Source organism: Chryseobacterium sp. TB1-D10 (assembly GCF_059803555.1).
This window is the reverse complement of sequence record NZ_JAPFHB010000007.1, coordinates 107,556-125,020: the sequence shown is the minus strand read 5'-3', so window position 1 is coordinate 125,020 and position 17,465 is coordinate 107,556. Positions and strand designations below refer to the sequence as shown.

The 17,465-nt window shown below is 35.3% G+C and carries 13 protein-coding genes; 8 read left to right on the top strand and 5 right to left on the bottom strand.

Annotated elements, in window-relative coordinates:
- Positions 1-4 precede the first annotated feature (4 nt).
- The 5 genes from OPU68_RS10985 to rimP all read right to left on the bottom strand — a co-directional run bounded on the left by OPU68_RS10985 (position 5) and on the right by rimP (position 10,269).
- On the bottom strand, positions 5-2,938 hold the full coding sequence (locus OPU68_RS10985; protein ID WP_498474028.1) for a SusC/RagA family TonB-linked outer membrane protein: 2,934 nt from the start codon (positions 2,936-2,938) through the stop codon (positions 5-7).
- 956 nt (positions 2,939-3,894) lie between these two features.
- Positions 3,895-5,235: a T9SS type A sorting domain-containing protein gene (locus OPU68_RS10980; RefSeq protein ID WP_498474027.1), complete on the bottom strand. Its 1,341-nt coding sequence runs from the start codon at positions 5,233-5,235 to the stop codon at positions 3,895-3,897.
- A gap of 297 nt (positions 5,236-5,532) precedes the next feature.
- A complete protein-coding gene (gene infB / locus OPU68_RS10975; RefSeq protein WP_498474026.1) occupies positions 5,533-8,403 on the bottom strand; it encodes a translation initiation factor IF-2 in 2,871 nt (956 codons plus the stop codon).
- 109 nt (positions 8,404-8,512) lie between these two features.
- Positions 8,513-9,748, bottom strand: coding sequence for a transcription termination factor NusA (gene nusA, locus OPU68_RS10970; protein ID WP_274275565.1), 1,236 nt, complete (start codon positions 9,746-9,748; stop codon positions 8,513-8,515).
- 53 nt (positions 9,749-9,801) lie between these two features.
- Complete coding sequence (gene rimP / locus OPU68_RS10965; RefSeq protein ID WP_498474025.1) at positions 9,802-10,269, bottom strand: ribosome assembly cofactor RimP; 468 nt, start codon at positions 10,267-10,269, stop codon at positions 9,802-9,804.
- A gap of 178 nt (positions 10,270-10,447) precedes the next feature.
- On the opposite strand from rimP, the gene OPU68_RS10960 reads away from it, so the two are divergent.
- From OPU68_RS10960 to OPU68_RS10925, 8 genes are all read left to right on the top strand, one after another.
- Entirely contained in the window at positions 10,448-11,614 is a 1,167-nt protein-coding gene (locus OPU68_RS10960) for a nucleotide sugar dehydrogenase (protein ID WP_498474024.1), read from the top strand.
- 34 nt (positions 11,615-11,648) lie between these two features.
- Positions 11,649-12,728, top strand: coding sequence for a dTDP-glucose 4,6-dehydratase (gene rfbB, locus OPU68_RS10955; protein WP_498474023.1), 1,080 nt, complete (start codon positions 11,649-11,651; stop codon positions 12,726-12,728).
- 1 nt (position 12,729) lies between these two features.
- A complete protein-coding gene (locus OPU68_RS10950) occupies positions 12,730-13,194 on the top strand; it encodes a DUF2059 domain-containing protein (RefSeq protein WP_498474022.1) in 465 nt (154 codons plus the stop codon).
- Complete coding sequence (gene rfbA / locus OPU68_RS10945) at positions 13,195-14,055, top strand: glucose-1-phosphate thymidylyltransferase RfbA (protein ID WP_498474021.1); 861 nt, start codon at positions 13,195-13,197, stop codon at positions 14,053-14,055.
- 19 nt (positions 14,056-14,074) lie between these two features.
- Entirely contained in the window at positions 14,075-14,926 is an 852-nt protein-coding gene (locus OPU68_RS10940) for an ABC transporter permease (protein ID WP_498474020.1), read from the top strand.
- Between the two features lie 16 nt (positions 14,927-14,942).
- A complete protein-coding gene (locus OPU68_RS10935; protein WP_498474019.1) occupies positions 14,943-16,208 on the top strand; it encodes an ABC transporter ATP-binding protein in 1,266 nt (421 codons plus the stop codon).
- Entirely contained in the window at positions 16,201-16,602 is a 402-nt protein-coding gene (locus OPU68_RS10930; RefSeq protein WP_498474018.1) for a sugar 3,4-ketoisomerase, read from the top strand. The genes OPU68_RS10935 and OPU68_RS10930 overlap by 8 nt, the downstream gene beginning before the upstream one ends.
- Positions 16,603-16,677: 75 nt before the next feature.
- Positions 16,678-17,457, top strand: coding sequence for an acyltransferase (locus OPU68_RS10925; RefSeq protein WP_498474017.1), 780 nt, complete (start codon positions 16,678-16,680; stop codon positions 17,455-17,457).
- Positions 17,458-17,465: the final 8 nt, after the last annotated feature.

The window sequence follows — 17,465 nt, the reverse complement described above, 5'->3', positions numbered from 1 at the left end:
TTTTTTAAAATTCAAAACTTGTACCTAATGAAATCGTTCTTGGATTTGGATAACTACCCAAAGGAAATGTCCCCAAACCTTCAGGATCAAAACCATTGTATTCCTTTCTCCACAAATATAGATTTTCTCCTTGCAAAAAGATTTTGAGATTTTTAACAAATACTTTATCAGAGAATCTTTTCGGAAGCGAATAACCTAACGTTAAAGATTTAAACCTGATAAAAGAAGCATCTCTTAAAAATCTGTCTGATATAGAGCTATTATCAGAACCTTTTAACACATCCCAACTTGGCACATCTGTATTTGGATTATCAGGTGTCCAGGCATTCAATAAATGTGATGACACATTGAATCCATCCATTGCATATCCTTGTCCTAAATATGCCCAATATTCTTGGTTGTCTGTTCTATAATAATCTGCCTGAAAAGAGAATAATGTATCTAAGAAAAATCCGTTGTATTCTGCATTGAAACCAAAACCTCCAATGTATGCAGGAAAATAGTTTTTCCCCGTTGCTCTTCTGTCGGCTTCTGTTGGGTTATTGTCTGTAATATTACCATTAATATCCATGTACATCATCTTACCATTCTCAGGATTAATTCCCATATATGGCACCACATTCCATTGGTATACAGTCCCTCCTACTTCATTAATAAGTGATCCTGTCAATAAAGGGATCTGAAGATCAGTAATTGTATTTTTATTATAAGATCCATTTGCAAAAACTGATAATTTGAAATTTTTATCAAATACTTTGTATCTTAAAAGTAATTCGACTCCTCTATTTCTAATCCCCCCCAAATTACCATTGTACTCATACAAACCATTAATAGCTGAAACTTGAACATCTGTGAATAGCTTTGTCGTTTGTTTATTATAAAAATCAATATTTCCTTCCAATCTCCCTTTTAATGTTCTAAAATCTAAACCTATGTTTGCCTGTGCAATTTCTTCCCACTGCAAAACAGAGTTACCTAATTGTGACAAATAAAAACCGGATGAGCCATTATTGTAAACTGGATTTTCTGTATTATTTGTTGATAATACATCTCTAATTAAATTTGCAGATGTTATCATTGCATTAAACCCATAAGCTGGAGCCACAACATTTTGATTACCTTGCGTACCATAAGATCCTCTCAATTTTAGCATCTGAAAAGGAGAACCGCTCATAAAACCTTCCTGATCTATGTTCCATCTTGCACCTACGGACCAGAATGTACCCCAACGGTAATCTGATGCGAACCTGTAAGTACCATCTCTCCTGATCACCCCACTTACACCATATTTGCCTGCATAATCATATTCTAATGTTGCAAAATAAGCCAAAGAACCGGCATTGATTTTTTGAGCGCTTACAGTATTTAGATATCTGATAGTAGCACCTGTTCCGGTTCCATCAATAGTTGTTGGCACATACCCTTGTCCGGTTCCCATACTCCATACTCTAGGGTCTAATCCTGCATGGTTTTGAGAGTTATATAGATAATGTACTTTTGTATATTCTAAATAACCACCCAAATCTAAGGTGTGATTATCTCCAAACTCCATAGAATAGTTAGTACTTGTAACAGAGTTGAAATTTAGTTCTCTACTGTTATATAACTGTTCGTTACCACCAAAAGGCATATCTCCATTTGCAAGTTTGCTTGTATATGCGACAATTAAAGATAAAAAGCCATTAGGATCACGTCCAGCATCACCATTAGTAACCTTATAATCTAAACCGGATCTATTTGTCACACTCCACTTGTCTGTTAATTTGTAAGAAACTGTTGCACCAGTGAAAACATTGGTATCCTGTATTTGATGAAATACACTTTTATTTTTAAGAATATCTTGTAAAACGTAAACAAAATCGCCTCTATTATAATTTGGCGTAATTGTTTGATTTTCAGTAAGAATATTAAATAGTTCCTGGCCAGTATTTGCTATTGATGCTGGTGTTGCAGGATTACCCATTAAGGCTCCTAGCAATGGGTTTTGCAAAATAAAATTGTTAATATCTTGAGTCTCCTGATTCAACTGATTACGTTTAGAATAAGCTAATCCTAATTGCGTAGTGAAGGTAAATCTGTTATTTTTTGACTTGCCAGTGATATTATTTCTAAAAGTCATCCTTTGAAAATTGGTGTTAGGAATCATACCACCTTGATTCAAATAACCTAAAGATGTATAAACACTTACATTTTCCCCTCCGAAAGTCGCGCTAAGATTATGCTGCTGTACTAGATCCGGTTTGAAAAATTCTTTATTCCAGTCAGTGTTTATTGGATAGTTAGCGATTTCCTCATCAGTCATTGCTGCCGCCTCAGTAACGCCTAAGTTTTTTTGAATAGTTAAAAATTCTTTAGCATTTGCCAGATGATATCTGTTTTGAGGTAAAACACTCACACCTGTAGTGCTACTATAACTAAAAGCGAGAGGTGCATTAAATTTTCCACCTTTTGTTTTAACTATTATAACACCGTTTGCTCCCCTATTACCGTAGATTGATGTTGCAGCAGCATCTCGTAAAATGCTCACAGCATCTATATCATCAGCATTAAGGTTTCTAAATTGATTTGCATTTGTCGGTACTCCGTCAATAACAATTAATGGATCTGTACTAGCATTTAACGAGGAAACACCTCTGATAACAACATCAATTTTTGCAGACCCTGGAGATCCAGATCCTGATGCTATAGTGACTCCAGGAGCAGATCCTTGAATGGAATTCAAGAACGAAACATTTGGTCTATTCTCTAACATTTCAGAAGATATTGTTGTATTTGCTGAAACATCCTTAGGCTTAGTAGTAATTTTACTATAGCCTAGTACTACGACCTCATCAATGTTTTTAACGGTAGCAGTGTCGCCTTTTGTTTTTTGAGCGATAACAGTTTGTCCCGAAAAAAACAAAACTCCTACAGTCAAAAGTTGTAACTTTACATTCATATTAACACTATTTATATTATTCTCTGCAAATATGTTAATAAATCCTAATATTACCAAATTTTTAACAATTATTATTTAAAAAAAAAATATAAGTAATATTAGATATGTTTTATTACCATATTAATAATATTTATCAGTATGAACTCATTACTGATTCTTTACAATACATCAGTAATAACAAAATTTAACAGAGAAAATATATATTAAAAAAGTTTTTAGAACTGGGGGCTACTGTTTTAGGTAAAATTTTATTTACGAACAAAACAAATATTACTTCTCTCAAATTTTCTCTCTTAAGGTTTTGTACTAAAGCAAATAATTTTCAATTTTTTAGTATAAATAGCAAAACCTAATTCACTCATAAATAAATAAACAGTTGTATATCGACAAATAATTGCTTAGCTTGTTAATGATATTTTCCTGATTTACAAGTGTCGAATTTTACTTATCCTATTTCTGATAAAAAAAATTATATGTAAAAACCCATTATAGCCACTTTATTTAAAGGATACATAGCAACATTATAATTTGTTTGATTTTGAAGCTCTTAAGATTTTAAAGAAATCAAGCAGATAAATTGGGAATTACGGAATGTTGAAATAACATGTGATTTCCGTTTCACCATGATCAATTGGCTCAGAAATCGAAGCAACATAAAATTATGGAATTTATTTGGATCATGATAAGAATGCTTTAGCAAAAAGAATTAATATATATTTGAAAATATTTTGACATCAAAATATACGATATAGAAATAAATTGGGCTTGATAAAACGAATTAATATTTATTGAAAAATAATACCTTATTTTTCAAATTATTTTCTAATATCAAACGCACGAATAAGAAGTACTAATAAGGAAAACCTGTAAAAATAAAACCAAAGCAAAAAATATTTTGCTTTGGTTAATTAATTCTGTCCCGTAATCTATTTTGGAATTTAAATAATAAAAATAATTTATTTTTTTATTAATTTTTTAGATTCAGACTTATTATTATCACGTACGTTAATAATATAAATACCTTTTTCAAGATTTGAAACATTATAAGAATCTTGAGAATTAAATGTTTTTACAATTTTACCAGAAGTGTCAGTAACTGTAATTTTAACTTTTGACAAATCGAATCCTTTCGAATCTACTTTGAAGAAATCATTTGCAGGATTAGGGTACACATTAAGCGTATTTAAAGTAGAAGAAGATTCGTTAACAGCTAACGATTGCGAAGATTTATATATACCGGTTCCATTTACAGGATCTGAAAATCCTCCTGAAAAACAAGTAATATCATCAAAACACTTCACACCAACATGCTGTACACCAGCATCAATAGCCGTCCAAGTTGTACCATTATCAACACTTTTCCATGATCCCGCAGTTGCAGTTGCAGCTGTTGTAGCAAGCAAAATATTAGTATTAGGAACGTAAGTGATAGCTGTAATATTGCTTGCTGCACTAATTCCTGAAAAAGTAACGGGTGTCCAATTTGTTCCGTCTACTGTTCTAAAAATTGATAATGCTGTTGGAGTAGTTCCACTAAATGTTTTTCTAAAAACTAAGCCTTGTGTTGGTGAACTAAAGGCCATTAATCCATTATTTGCAGCAGAACCAAAATCAGTTACAAACCCCGCAGGCAATGCTACTGTCCAAGTGACACCTTTATCAGTAGATCTTAAAATTCTCCCTTTATTTGTATAAAAGAAAACAGTGTCACCTACAAAAGTATAACCTCCTGTATAACCATATTCGGAAGCTAATGGTGCAGGAATATTTGAGGATGGCGTTCTAGTCCAGCTATTTCCGCCATTAGATGTTGTATAAATTTCAAAAAAACCTCCTACAGGATCGCTCATATATACACCGTTATTAGCGTCAAAGAAATGAGCCCAATTGTTCCAAGATTCACCTGCAACTGTACCACCATCTTGATAATCCCACGTCTCACCACCATCTGCAGTTTTGTATACACCTCCCGACCCATCAGCTTCTCTAGAAGCCATAACCCAAGCAGTATTTGCATCAACTCCAACAATGGTTTGGATTGCTAATCCAGGATCTCCCAATTCTATCAAACCAGCCGTCCAAGATGATCCTCCATCACTTGTTTTAGTAAATTCTTGAATATCAGCCCCCGCTACCCCGTCGTAAGCAATCGCCCATACGTTGTTTTTATCTTTAATATGGATGCTTGACAAACCCCTACTATCTTCTGTAAAACCAGTAAATTGAGGTGTCCAATACTGTGCAATTGCACTGTTTGCTAACATTAAAGTTGCACAACTAAGTAAAACTTTTTTCATAATATTTTTTTTAATTGTAATTATATTATGCAAATATGTTAAAAAATATTAACACAGCAAAGAAATGCAGGAACTATTAATTACCAAATTGATTAAATATCGAAATAAAGAATCAAAAAATGCTAATAATTTTATGATTTATTTGAATATTTATTTTAATTAATAAGAATATTATAATAGTTAGATCTTTAATTATGCAAAAAATAATTAATACAAAAATAATTATTTATAATTGATATAAATAATTATTTTAACAATAAAAAAACCGCCTCATTGGCGGTTTTAAATGTAAATATTTTATTTAAGTTTCTTCTTAATAGCTACTTCTTCGTAAACTTCAAGAATATCGCCGATTTCAATATCGTTGTAGCCTTTGATGTTAAGTCCACATTCGTAACCTTTGGTCACTTCTTTCACATCATCTTTGAAACGTTTCAAACTTTCTAGCTGGCCATCAAATTTCACAATACCGTCTCTTAGAAGTCTGATATTTGAATTTCTGGTAACCTTACCGGTAAGAACCATACAACCTGCGATAGATCCAACTCTGGAAATTCTGAAAACTTCTCTAATCTCAACATTACCAATAACTTGTTCCTGAATCTCCGGAGAAAGTAGTCCCTCCATTGCTTCTTTCACTTCGTCGATAGCTCGGTAGATGATAGAATACGTTCTGATCTCAACCTCTTCTTTATCAGCAATATCTTTTGCATTTACACTTGCTCTTACGTTGAATCCAATCATAATCGCATCAGACGCAGCAGCTAATAACACATCACTTTCCGTGATCTGACCAACACCTTTGTGGAGAATGTTAACCTGAATCTCTTCAGTTGATAATCTTTGTAATTGATCTGCCAATGCTTCCACAGATCCATCCACGTCACCTTTCAAGATAATATTCAATTCTTTGAAATCACCTAAAGCGATACGACGACCGATCTCATCAAGAGTAAGATGTTTCTTAGTTCTGATAGACTGCTCTCTTTGAAGCTGTTCTCTTTTATTTGCAATGGTTTTAGCTTCTTTTTCATCAGCAAAAACTCTAAATTTATCTCCAGCAGTTGGTGCACCGTCCAATCCTAAAATTGTAACCGGAATAGATGGTCCTGCACTTTCCATAGCTTTACCACGTTCGTCAAGCATTGCTTTTACCTTACCGTGATTTTTACCAGCAAGTACATAATCTCCAACTTTTAAAGTTCCGTTTTGAACCAACATTGTTGCAACATATCCACGGCCTTTGTCCAAGGCTGCTTCTATTACGACTCCACTTGCCTGCTTGTTAGGATTTGCTTTTAATTCCAACATTTCTGCCTGAAGTAAAACTTTCTCCAATAACAATTCTACATTGTTACCAAATTTAGCTGAGATTTCCTGTGCCTGTACATTTCCGCCCCATTCTTCAACCAAAACGTTCATTGCAGAAAGCTGCTCTCTGATTTTATCAGGGTTTGCTCCAGCCTTATCAACCTTATTGATTGCAATAATCATTGGAACTCCAGCAGCTTGTGCGTGAGCAATAGCCTCTTTCGTCTGTGGCATTACGTCATCATCGGCAGCTACCACAATAATTGCGATATCCGTAATCTGAGCACCTCTGGCTCTCATCGCTGTAAAGGCCTCGTGACCTGGTGTATCCAAGAATGTAATTCTTTGTCCACTTTCCAATTTCACGTTATAAGCACCAATGTGCTGTGTGATACCTCCGGATTCCCCAGCGATAACATTTGTTTTTCTAATATAATCCAGTAATGATGTCTTACCGTGATCTACGTGTCCCATTACTGTTACAACGGCTGCTCTTGGTAATAGATCTTCTGCCAAATCTTCTACATCATCGGCCGCAGCTTCCTCAACGTCGGCATCAGAGAATTCGATTTTGAAACCAAATTCGTCAGCTACCAATAATAAGGTATCAGCTTCCAAACGTTGGTTCATCGTAACCATTACACCCAGAGAGAAACAAGCAGAAATTACCTCTGTTGCGCTTACATTCATCAAACTAGCTAGATCGCTAACGGTGATGAACTCAGTCACTTTAAGAGTTCTGTCTTGTGCATCGATTTCCTGCTGGATTTCGTCCTGCTCTCTTCTCCAAGATCTTTTGTCTTTTCTATGTTTAGATCCCTTAGATTTACCACCCTTGTTGGTTAGTTTTTCTAAAGTTTCTTTAATTTGATTTTTAACTTGCTCATCTGTCAGTTCAACTGGCATTGTACGAGCTTGTCCTTGTCCACCTCTGTTGTTTCCGCCCGGACGATTGTTATTCCCTCCCGGACGGTTGTTGTTTCCTCCCGGACGGTTTTGTCCACCTCCTTGTCCTGACGGTCTGTTACCTTGGTTACCCTGCCCTGCAGGTCTGTTGGCACCACCTTGGTTGTTTCCAGTTTGGTTGGTATTGGTTTGACCAGGAACATCTTTAGTAATACGCTTTCTTTTCTTTTTGGCCGCGTTATTATTAGAGTTTGCAGATGGTTTTCTGGCGAACTGTGCAAGATCTATTTTTTCACCTACGATTTTCGGACCGTCTAATTTTTGGTAAACAGTTTCTATTTTTTGAGAGTCTTCAGAATCCGGACCTTGAACGATTTCCATCGGTTTCGCTGTTTCTGCCTCAATTTTAGGTTCTGGTTTAGCTTCAGGTTTCGGCTCTTCCTTTGCAACAGGTTTTGCCTCTTCCTTAGGTTTTTCAGAAACTTTTGGTCGTCCGGTGTCTATTGTAGAAAGATCAATTTTATCTAAAACTTTGAACTCTTGTTTTTCTTCTTTCTTTACAACCTCTGGTTGCACTTCTTTTTTCTCTTCTACTGCCGGTTCTGGCGTAGGAGCAACCTCTTCCACAGGCTTAGCTGTAGGATTTAGGTCGATTTTTCCCAAAATTCTTGTTTCGGGTCTTGCGTTTGATTTGGCTCTTATAACCTCAGGTGCTTTTTCTTCGATCGCTAATTTTTCGTCAGGAACTTTAGAAATAACCACCTCATGAGAAGCTTTTCTCTGTTCTCCATCTTTTCGGAACTCAGCTTCCAATGCAGAAAATGCCTGTTCTTCCAATAGAGCGTTAGGATTACTGTCCACATCAATCCCTTTTCCCTGCAGATATTCTACAGCTCTTGGGATAGAAATGTTAAGTTCTTTAACGGCTTTATTTAATCTTATTTTTGGCATAAATATAAATTTGCTTTTGGCTTTAGCGTTTTAAGCTTTTGCTTTATTTTTTTTCTTTTTATTAAATTTTTAATTCTCCGGAAACTCCAGACAACTATCTTTCATTCTATTATCCTTCTAATTCTTCTCTCAGAATGTTTTTCACATCATCGATTGTCTCTTCTTCAAGATCTACGATTTTTAACAATGCATCTGTATCTTTGTCCAAGACGCTTCTTGCAGTCGTAAGCCCCACTTTTTTAAACTCGTCGATAATCCAAGCTTCGATCTCATCTGAGAATTCTCTCAATTCAACATCATCGTCATCAGAAGTTTCTCTGTAAACATCAATTTCATAACCTGTCAACCATGATGCCAACTTGATATTTTGTCCTTGTTTACCGATTACTTTGGAAATCTCTTCAACTGGTGTGTAAACCAATGCGTAGTTTGACTCCTCGTTTATTTCAATTTTATTGATGATAATATTTCCCAAAGCTCTCTTTACAAAGATCTCAGGGTTTTTTGACCATTGGATAACATCAATATTTTCATTTTTAAGTTCCCTTACAACGCCGTGGATTCTTGAACCCTTCACACCGACGCAAGCGCCGACAGGATCAATTCTGTCATCATAAGCATCAACTGCGATTTTCGCTTTCTCACCAGGAATTCTTACAACCTTTTTAAGTATAATAGTTCCGTCCTGGATCTCAGGAATCTCAAGCTCCAACAATTCTTCTAAGAATTTCGGTGCTGTTCTGGAAACGATGATCTGCGGTTTTGAACCTCTGAAATCAACACTTTCTACAATACCTTTAACCGTTTCTCCTTTTTTGAAGAAATCGGAAGGAATTTGATTTTCCTTAGGCAGGATAAATTCATTGTCTTCATCATCCAAAAGAATCACGTGTTTGTGACGAATATGGTGCACTTCTCCAATGATGATCTCTCCGATTCTGTCTTTGAACTGCTCATATAAAGAAGCATTGAAATGCTCCTGAATTTTCGTAGCCAAGATTTGCTTCAAAGTCAAGATACTTCTTCTACCAAGATTTGCAACTTCGATCTCCTGTGTATATTCCTCACCAACTTCGAAAGTTGAATCGATTTTTCTAACCTCAGAAATCTCGATTTCCAAGTCATCATCTTCAGACATCTCGTCCTCAACAATAGTTTTGTTCAAGAAAATCTGAAAATCCCCTTTGTCAGGATTTACGATCACATCAAAATGGTCATCAGAGTCATATCTTTTTCTAAGAAGAGTCTTTAGAGAATCTTCGATAATAGCCATTAAGTCTATTTTGCTGATATTCTTTATTTCTTTAAAATCACCAAAGGCTTCTATTAAAGCTAAATTATCCATATCCTAATATATATTGTAAGTGATGACTGATATAATATCAATTCATCTAATTGTTAAAATTTAATTACTACTAATGCTTTTTTGATGTCAGAGTAAGGGATTTCTCGTTCTTCCACTACATCTTCTTTTCCTTTTCCTACTAATTTCGGTTGTCTGTATTCTAATCTAAGAACAATTTTTTCATCATCAACTGATAAAAGTTCGCCCTCAACTTTGGTAGAATCTGCAAACATTACCTCAATCTCTCTTCCAATATTTTTTCTGAACTGTCTTGGATATTCAAGTGGTTCACTCAATCCAGAAGACATTACCTGCAGACTGAAATCGTGAATCTCGCGATCCATATTAAATTCTATCGCTCTACTGGCATCCAAACAATCCTGAAGTTTAACGCCATTGTCACCATCCAGAATCACTGTCACATCAGACGTTGCCGAGATTTTCAGATCTACTAAAAAAAGATCCGGTCTAGTTTCTAGAAACTCATTAAGTAACCGACTTAATTCTGTTTTAAATTCCATAAATATTACCTCCTAATTACATCTACGAAAAAAGGCATTCTTGCGAAAGCCTTCCCATTTTCCCGTAAATCTTTGGCAAAGATAATCAAATTTATTAAAACAAACAAAAAGCTAATATTTCATTTACATATACTTCAAGTAAATTTTCTTATTTTTGCCGAAATTAAAACTTAATATCTTGAATATAACAATTGTTGGCACCGGGTATGTTGGTCTCTCTAATGCAGTGTTATTAGCACAACATCATGACGTCATTGCTTTGGACATTATCCCTGAAAAAGTGGAAATGCTCAATAACAGGCAATCCCCAATTGATGATCCCGAGATTACAGAATTTCTGGAAACCAAAAAACTCAGTCTAAAAGCAATTCTTGATAAACAAGAAGCTTATAAAAATGCTGATTTTATAATTGTAGCCACACCAACAGATTACGATCCATCTACAAATTATTTCGATACTCGTAGTGTTGAAAATGTGATTAAAGAAGTTAAAGAAAGCAATCCAAAAGCCGTTGTTATTGTAAAATCTACAGTTCCTGTCGGTTTCACAGAAAGTCTAAAAAAAGATTTAGATTTTGATAACATTATATTTTCTCCAGAGTTTTTGAGAGAAGGAAAAGCCCTTTACGATAATCTCTATCCTTCGAGAATTATTATTGGTGAGCAAAGTGAGCGCGCCACTGTTTTTGCAAATCTTCTGAAAGAAGGTGCAATAAAAAAAGATATTCCCACACTTTTCACCAACGGAACCGAGGCAGAGGCTATCAAACTGTTCTCAAATACTTATTTGGCAATGCGTGTTGCGTACTTCAATGAACTGGACAGTTATTCCCAAATACATGGATTAGACAGCCGTCAAATTATAGAAGGTGTAGGACTAGATCCTAGAATTGGTTCCCATTATAATAATCCGTCTTTTGGATATGGGGGTTATTGTCTTCCGAAAGACACCAAGCAATTGCTTGCAAATTATGATTCGGTTCCCAACAATCTCATACAGGCTATTGTGGATGCCAACCGCACACGAAAAGATTTTATTTCGGATTCTATTTTGGCAAAACAACCGAAGAAAGTTGGCGTTTACCGATTGATAATGAAATCGGGGTCGGACAATTTTCGGGCTTCTGCAATCCAAGGTATAATGAAAAGAATCAAGGCAAAAGGAGTAGAAGTTATTGTTTACGAACCCGTTATGAAAGAAGACACTTTTTTCGGTTCAAAAGTTTACAGAGATTTAGAAGCTTTTAAACAAGAATGTGACGTCATTATATCCAACCGTAAAACACCGGATTTGGATGATGTTAAAGAAAAAGTTTATACCCGGGATTTATTCGGGAATGATTAAATTTAAAAAACTAAAAACAATACAATAGTATTTTATGAAAAATATTATCATTACAGGAGGTGCTGGTTTCATTGGATCTCACGTTGTAAGAGAGTTCGTAAAGAATAATCCAAATTCCACAATCATCAACCTTGATGCTTTAACTTACGCTGGAAATCTTGAAAACTTAAAAGACATCGAAAACGAGCCGAATTACGTTTTCGAAAAAGCTGATATCACAAAACCTGAAGAACTAAGAAAGGTTTTTGAAAAATATAATCCTGACGCAGTAGTTCATTTAGCTGCTGAAAGTCACGTTGATAGAAGTATTACAGACCCAAATGCATTCATTAATACGAATGTGAACGGAACTGCAAATCTTCTTAATCTTTGTATCGAGTTCTGGGCTCTAAACCCGGATCACACACACGGAAGATTTCCTAACGAACCTAGAAAAAATCTTTTCTACCACGTTTCCACTGACGAAGTTTATGGAAGTCTTGGCGAAACAGGTTTCTTTTTGGAAACTACGCCTTACGATCCACAATCGCCGTATTCGGCGTCAAAAGCAGCTTCTGACCATTTGGTAAGAGCTTACGGAAATACTTATGGAATGCCGTTCATCCTATCAAACTGTTCCAACAATTACGGACCAAATCATTTCCCTGAGAAATTGATTCCACTTTGCATCTCTAATATCATTAATGAAAAACCATTGCCAATCTACGGCGACGGAAAATATACAAGAGACTGGTTATTCGTAATCGATCACGCAAAAGCAATTCATCAGATTTTCAACGAGTCCAAAACCGGAGAAACTTACAATATTGGAGGTTTCAACGAGTGGCAGAATATTGATCTTGTAAAAGAATTAATCAAACAAATGGATGAAAAGCTTGGAAAACCTGCAGGTCATTCAGAAAAACTGATCACTTACGTGAAAGACCGACCGGGCCACGACAAACGTTATGCAATAGACGCTTCAAAATTGAATAAAGATCTAGGCTGGAACCCTTCTGTAACTTTTGAGCAAGGTTTAGGAAAAACCATCGATTGGTTCCTGGAAAACAAAGAATGGCTTGCTAATGTGACGTCTGGCGATTATCAGAAATATTACGACGGACAGTATAATTAAAATGAAAAAAATATTTTTTATACTTTTAGTCATATTTTCTTTTTTTTCTTATGCACAAACTCCGCCACCAGCTGTGTCTATGCCAAAAGGGAATCAAATAGCCTTGATTGAAGAATTTATTAAAGTTTCTAACTATGAAGAATCTCTAAAAAAATTTGGAATGAATTATCTGTATTCCAAAATGTTCAAATATGAAGATAGTAAAAATGTTAGAATTCTAACTAAAGAACAAGCTGAACTAATTTTAAGAGATTTTGATTTTAAATCTTTTAAAGAAAATAGTATTTATAATGCTTTTTCTTTTGTCGCAGAAGAGAATTTAAAAGCTCTGACACAATTTTATAAATCATTGAATGGAAAAATTGATAAGTCTGGTGGACTGTTTATTAATAACAATGTTATTATTACAAACTTTACAGGTTATCTAAACAAAGAAATTGAAAAAACACAAACTAATACCAAATAAATGAAAGGAATCATATTAGCCGGCGGATCCGGGACAAGATTGTTTCCATTAACAATCGCCGTAAGCAAGCAGTTGATGCCGGTTTACGACAAACCAATGATTTATTATCCGCTTTCAACATTGTTGTTGGCTGGTATTAAGGATATTTTAATTATCACGACACCTCACGATCAGGCAGGATTTATCAAACTTTTGGGCGATGGATCTCAATTGGGATGTAATATAGAATATGTTGTTCAGCCAAGCCCGGACGGATTAGCGCAAGCATTTATTCTTGGTGATAAATTCATTGGTGATGATTCCGCAGCTTTAGTTTTGGGTGATAATATTTTTTACGGTTCCGAAATGGGAACTTTATTAAAAAACAAGACAAATCCGGACGGCGGTGTTGTATTCGCTTATCACGTTGCAGATCCGGAAAGATATGGTGTGGTGGAATTTGATCGGGATTTTAAAGCACTTTCTATTGAAGAAAAACCAACTGAACCAAAATCTAATTATGCCGTTCCGGGACTTTATTTCTATGATAATGAAGTAGTTGAAATTGCCAAAAATATACAACCCTCTCCAAGAGGCGAACTTGAAATCACTGATATCAACAATGTTTATCTTAGCAAAGGTAAATTGGAAGTTGGTGTTCTTGACAGAGGAACAGCCTGGTTGGATACAGGAACTTTCGATTCTCTTCAAGATGCGTCAGAATTTGTAAGCGTGATTGAAAAAAGACAAGGTTTCAAAATCGGCTGTATTGAGGAAATTGCCTTCAGAAATGGTTTTATCAATGAAGAAAAACTTCTGGAAACCGCTTCAAAATATGGCAAAAGCGGATACGGAGAATATCTGAAAGGCCTTATTAAATAACACAAAAACACAAACACAAATGAGTGATTCTCAAAATAATCAATGGACTGAAACGATAGAGTCCAACCATTCTCTTTTTGATCTTAATCTTAAAGAAGTTTGGCGCTATCGGGATTTGGCTTATATGTTTGTAAAGCGGGACTTTGTTTCTAGTTTTAAGCAGACGATACTGGGTCCGGTTTGGTTTTTTATCAATCCAATTTTTACAACAATTGTTTACATTGTTGTTTTTGGAAATATTGCTAATTTATCAACTGATGGTGCACCCAAAATCCTTTTCTATCTTGCGGGAATCACATTATGGAATTATTTTTCTTCCTGCCTTAGCGCAACATCCAATGTTTTTACAGCGAATGCGTCAATATTTGGGAAAGTTTATTTTCCAAGATTGATTATGCCCATATCCATTGTACTTTCCAATTTGATGAGATTTGGCGTTCAAATGATTCTTTTTCTAATTGTCTTTTTTTATTACCTTTTCAAAGGAGAGATTCAGCCAAATTGGTGGATTCTTGCAACGCCATTTTTAATTATTCTGATGGCCGTTTTTGCTTTGGGAATGGGAATGATATTTTCCTCATTAACAACGAAATACAGAGATTTACAAATGCTTCTCACTTTTGGGATTAGTTTGTATATGTATGCTACGCCGGTTATCTATCCTGCGTCCAGTCTGAAAGGAATTTTCAAAACTATTGCTTTTTACAATCCGCTGACCGGAATTTTTGAATGCTTCAAATATGCCTGGCTAGGCGTTGGAGACTTTAACGCGACGATGCTGATGATAAGCACGTTTCTTATTTTCGTAATTCTTGCGATAGGAACTGTGATTTTCAATAAAGTGGAGAAAGGCTTTATGGATACGGTTTAATTTTAAAATTAAAAAAATGGCATTAGCATTAAAAGCTGAAAATATATCTAAACAATACCGCCTTGGACAAGTTGGAACCGGTTCTCTTACACATGATCTCAATCGTTTTTGGCACCAAATCCGTGGGAAAGAAGATCCTTATCTTAAAATTGGAGATTCCAATGACAGAACTCAAAAAGGAGAAAGCGAATATGTGTGGTCTTTACGTGACATTAATTTTGAAATAGAACAAGGTGACGCCGTAGGAATCATCGGGAGAAATGGCGCAGGAAAATCGACTTTATTAAAATTATTAAGTAAAGTCACAAAGCCAACTACCGGAAGGATATTAACTAAAGGAAGAATTGCTTCATTACTGGAAGTTGGAACTGGTTTCCACCCGGAAATGACAGGAAGAGAAAATGTCTTCCTGAATGGTGCAATCCTTGGAATGACAAGAAAAGAAATAACCAGAAAATTTGATGAGATTGTTGATTTTTCTGGTGTCGAAAGATATATTGATACACCGGTAAAGAGATATTCTTCCGGAATGTATGTGAGATTGGCGTTTGCTGTAGCAGCAAATCTGGAATCCGAGATCTTGATTGTGGACGAAGTATTAGCCGTTGGCGATGCGGAATTTCAAAAAAAATGTCTTGGGAAAATGGGAGATGTTTCCAAAGGAGAAGGCAGAACCGTTCTGTTTGTTAGTCACAATATGACTGCGGTAAAAGAGTTGTGCTCAAAAGGTATTCTGCTAAACCAAGGACTTTTAAATTACCAAGGAGACGTCGCTAATACCATTATGGAGTACCAGAAAAATTCTCAAAAACAAAGCAGTTATCTGCATACCGGATCTATGGATTCAGCCTTAGGCAATGAAAACATCCGAATACTGGAATTTTCCGTTAAAGCTTTAAATGATGGGTTTCTTGATATTGATTCTGGTGTGAAAGTCAAATTAAAGTTTTACAACTTTCAGGAGAACATCAATTTAGACACAACTTTTGAGTTGCGGACTTATGAAGAAAGTGTGGTGTTCCATACTGGCGTTCTGCTTTCCACGCAGAATGATAGTAGAAAAGGTGAGTACACAGTAGAATTTGAAATACCAAAAAATCTACTGAACGCCGGAAATTATTATTTCAAACTTATTTTTGGTAAAGATCAAAAAGATGCACTTTTTATTGCAAACGAAATAGTAGGTTTTGAAGTAGAGAATGTTAAGATTGGGAGTAATCTTACTCTAATGCCTGGCATTATCCGTCCTAATTTTGACTATAAAATAAGCTCAAATGGATAAAAAAATCCAATATTTTGATTTAGATAAAATAGGTAATCCTTCTTTGGGGTTTATTACGATTGCGGAAAACTCAAAAAATATTCCGTTCGAAATTAAACGAGTTTATTGGACCTATTACACACCACAGGACGTCATGAGAGGTGGACATGCGCATAAGAATTTGCAGCAAATTATCTTTGCTGTATCTGGAGTTATAGAGTTCAATACAGAAGATAAAGAAGGCAACAAACAAACTTTTATATTAGACAATCCATCACGAGGTCTATATATACCAAAGCTAATCTGGAGAGACATTAAATTCTCTCATACTGCTGTTTTGCTCTGTCTTGCATCAGAGCTTTATGACGAATCAGATTATTTTAGGAGTTATGAGGAGTTTAAATCCTGGAAATAAATTGCTTTACTAAAAAGTCAGAAAAGACCTTTTCTTTACTAGACAAAAAACAAATAAAACCACAAAAATACTTAGATGAAATTTAATAATACCAATGTCCAAATCAGTCCAAAAGCAATCATTGGAGCCAATGTAAAAATCGGTGACAATACGGTTATATATGACAATGTTATCATTGGCGACAATTCTATTATTTCTAATAACTGTATCATAGGTGAACCTTCAAACGATTATTACTTTAAAGAAAATTATGAAAACCCGAAAACTATAATCGGTGAAAATGCGTTGATTCGCAGTCACACCATTATTTATGCAGATTCTGTTTTTGGGAAAAACTTTTCTACTGGTCATAGAGTGACAATACGTGAAAAATCTAAGTTTGGCGACAATTGCAGACTGGGAACAGTAACTGATATCCAAGGCCATGTAGAATTTGGAGACAACTGCTGGCTGCATAGCAACGTTCATATAGGACAGCAATCCAAGATTGGGAATTTTGTTTTTATTTATCCTTACGTCGTTTTAACAAATGATCCCACGCCGCCTTCTGACATTTGCATTGGGGCGACCATCGGTGATTTTTCTCAAATTGCTGTAGGAACGGTTTTATTACCTGCCACAGAAATCGGAAAGCACTGCCTGGTAGGAGCACAATCTCTGGTAGGAGGGAAATACGAAGACTATTCTCTTATCATTGGCAACCCTGCAAAAAGAATCAAAGACGTAAGAGATCTGAAGTCACGAGAAACAGGAGAATCTCACTATCCCTGGCCTTATAAATTTTCCAGAAATATGCCTTGGGAATCAGAAGGATTCGATACTTGGAAGAAAAGTAACGGCTACGAAAACGACTAAAGTTTTTT

Coding starts and splice junctions, on each gene's coding strand:
- OPU68_RS10940 (WP_498474020.1), top strand. CDS start 14,075: ATGAGTGATTCTCAAAATAATCAATGGACTGAAACGATAGAGTCCAAC.
- OPU68_RS10930 (WP_498474018.1), top strand. CDS start 16,201: ATGGATAAAAAAATCCAATATTTTGATTTAGATAAAATAGGTAATCCT.
- OPU68_RS10950 (WP_498474022.1), top strand. CDS start 12,730: ATGAAAAAAATATTTTTTATACTTTTAGTCATATTTTCTTTTTTTTCT.
- OPU68_RS10935 (WP_498474019.1), top strand. CDS start 14,943: ATGGCATTAGCATTAAAAGCTGAAAATATATCTAAACAATACCGCCTT.
- infB (WP_498474026.1), bottom strand. CDS start 8,403: ATGCCAAAAATAAGATTAAATAAAGCCGTTAAAGAACTTAACATTTCT.
- rimP (WP_498474025.1), bottom strand. CDS start 10,269: ATGGAATTTAAAACAGAATTAAGTCGGTTACTTAATGAGTTTCTAGAA.
- nusA (WP_274275565.1), bottom strand. CDS start 9,748: ATGGATAATTTAGCTTTAATAGAAGCCTTTGGTGATTTTAAAGAAATA.
- OPU68_RS10980 (WP_498474027.1), bottom strand. CDS start 5,235: ATGAAAAAAGTTTTACTTAGTTGTGCAACTTTAATGTTAGCAAACAGT.
- rfbA (WP_498474021.1), top strand. CDS start 13,195: ATGAAAGGAATCATATTAGCCGGCGGATCCGGGACAAGATTGTTTCCA.
- OPU68_RS10985 (WP_498474028.1), bottom strand. CDS start 2,938: ATGAATGTAAAGTTACAACTTTTGACTGTAGGAGTTTTGTTTTTTTCG.
- OPU68_RS10925 (WP_498474017.1), top strand. CDS start 16,678: ATGAAATTTAATAATACCAATGTCCAAATCAGTCCAAAAGCAATCATT.
- rfbB (WP_498474023.1), top strand. CDS start 11,649: ATGAAAAATATTATCATTACAGGAGGTGCTGGTTTCATTGGATCTCAC.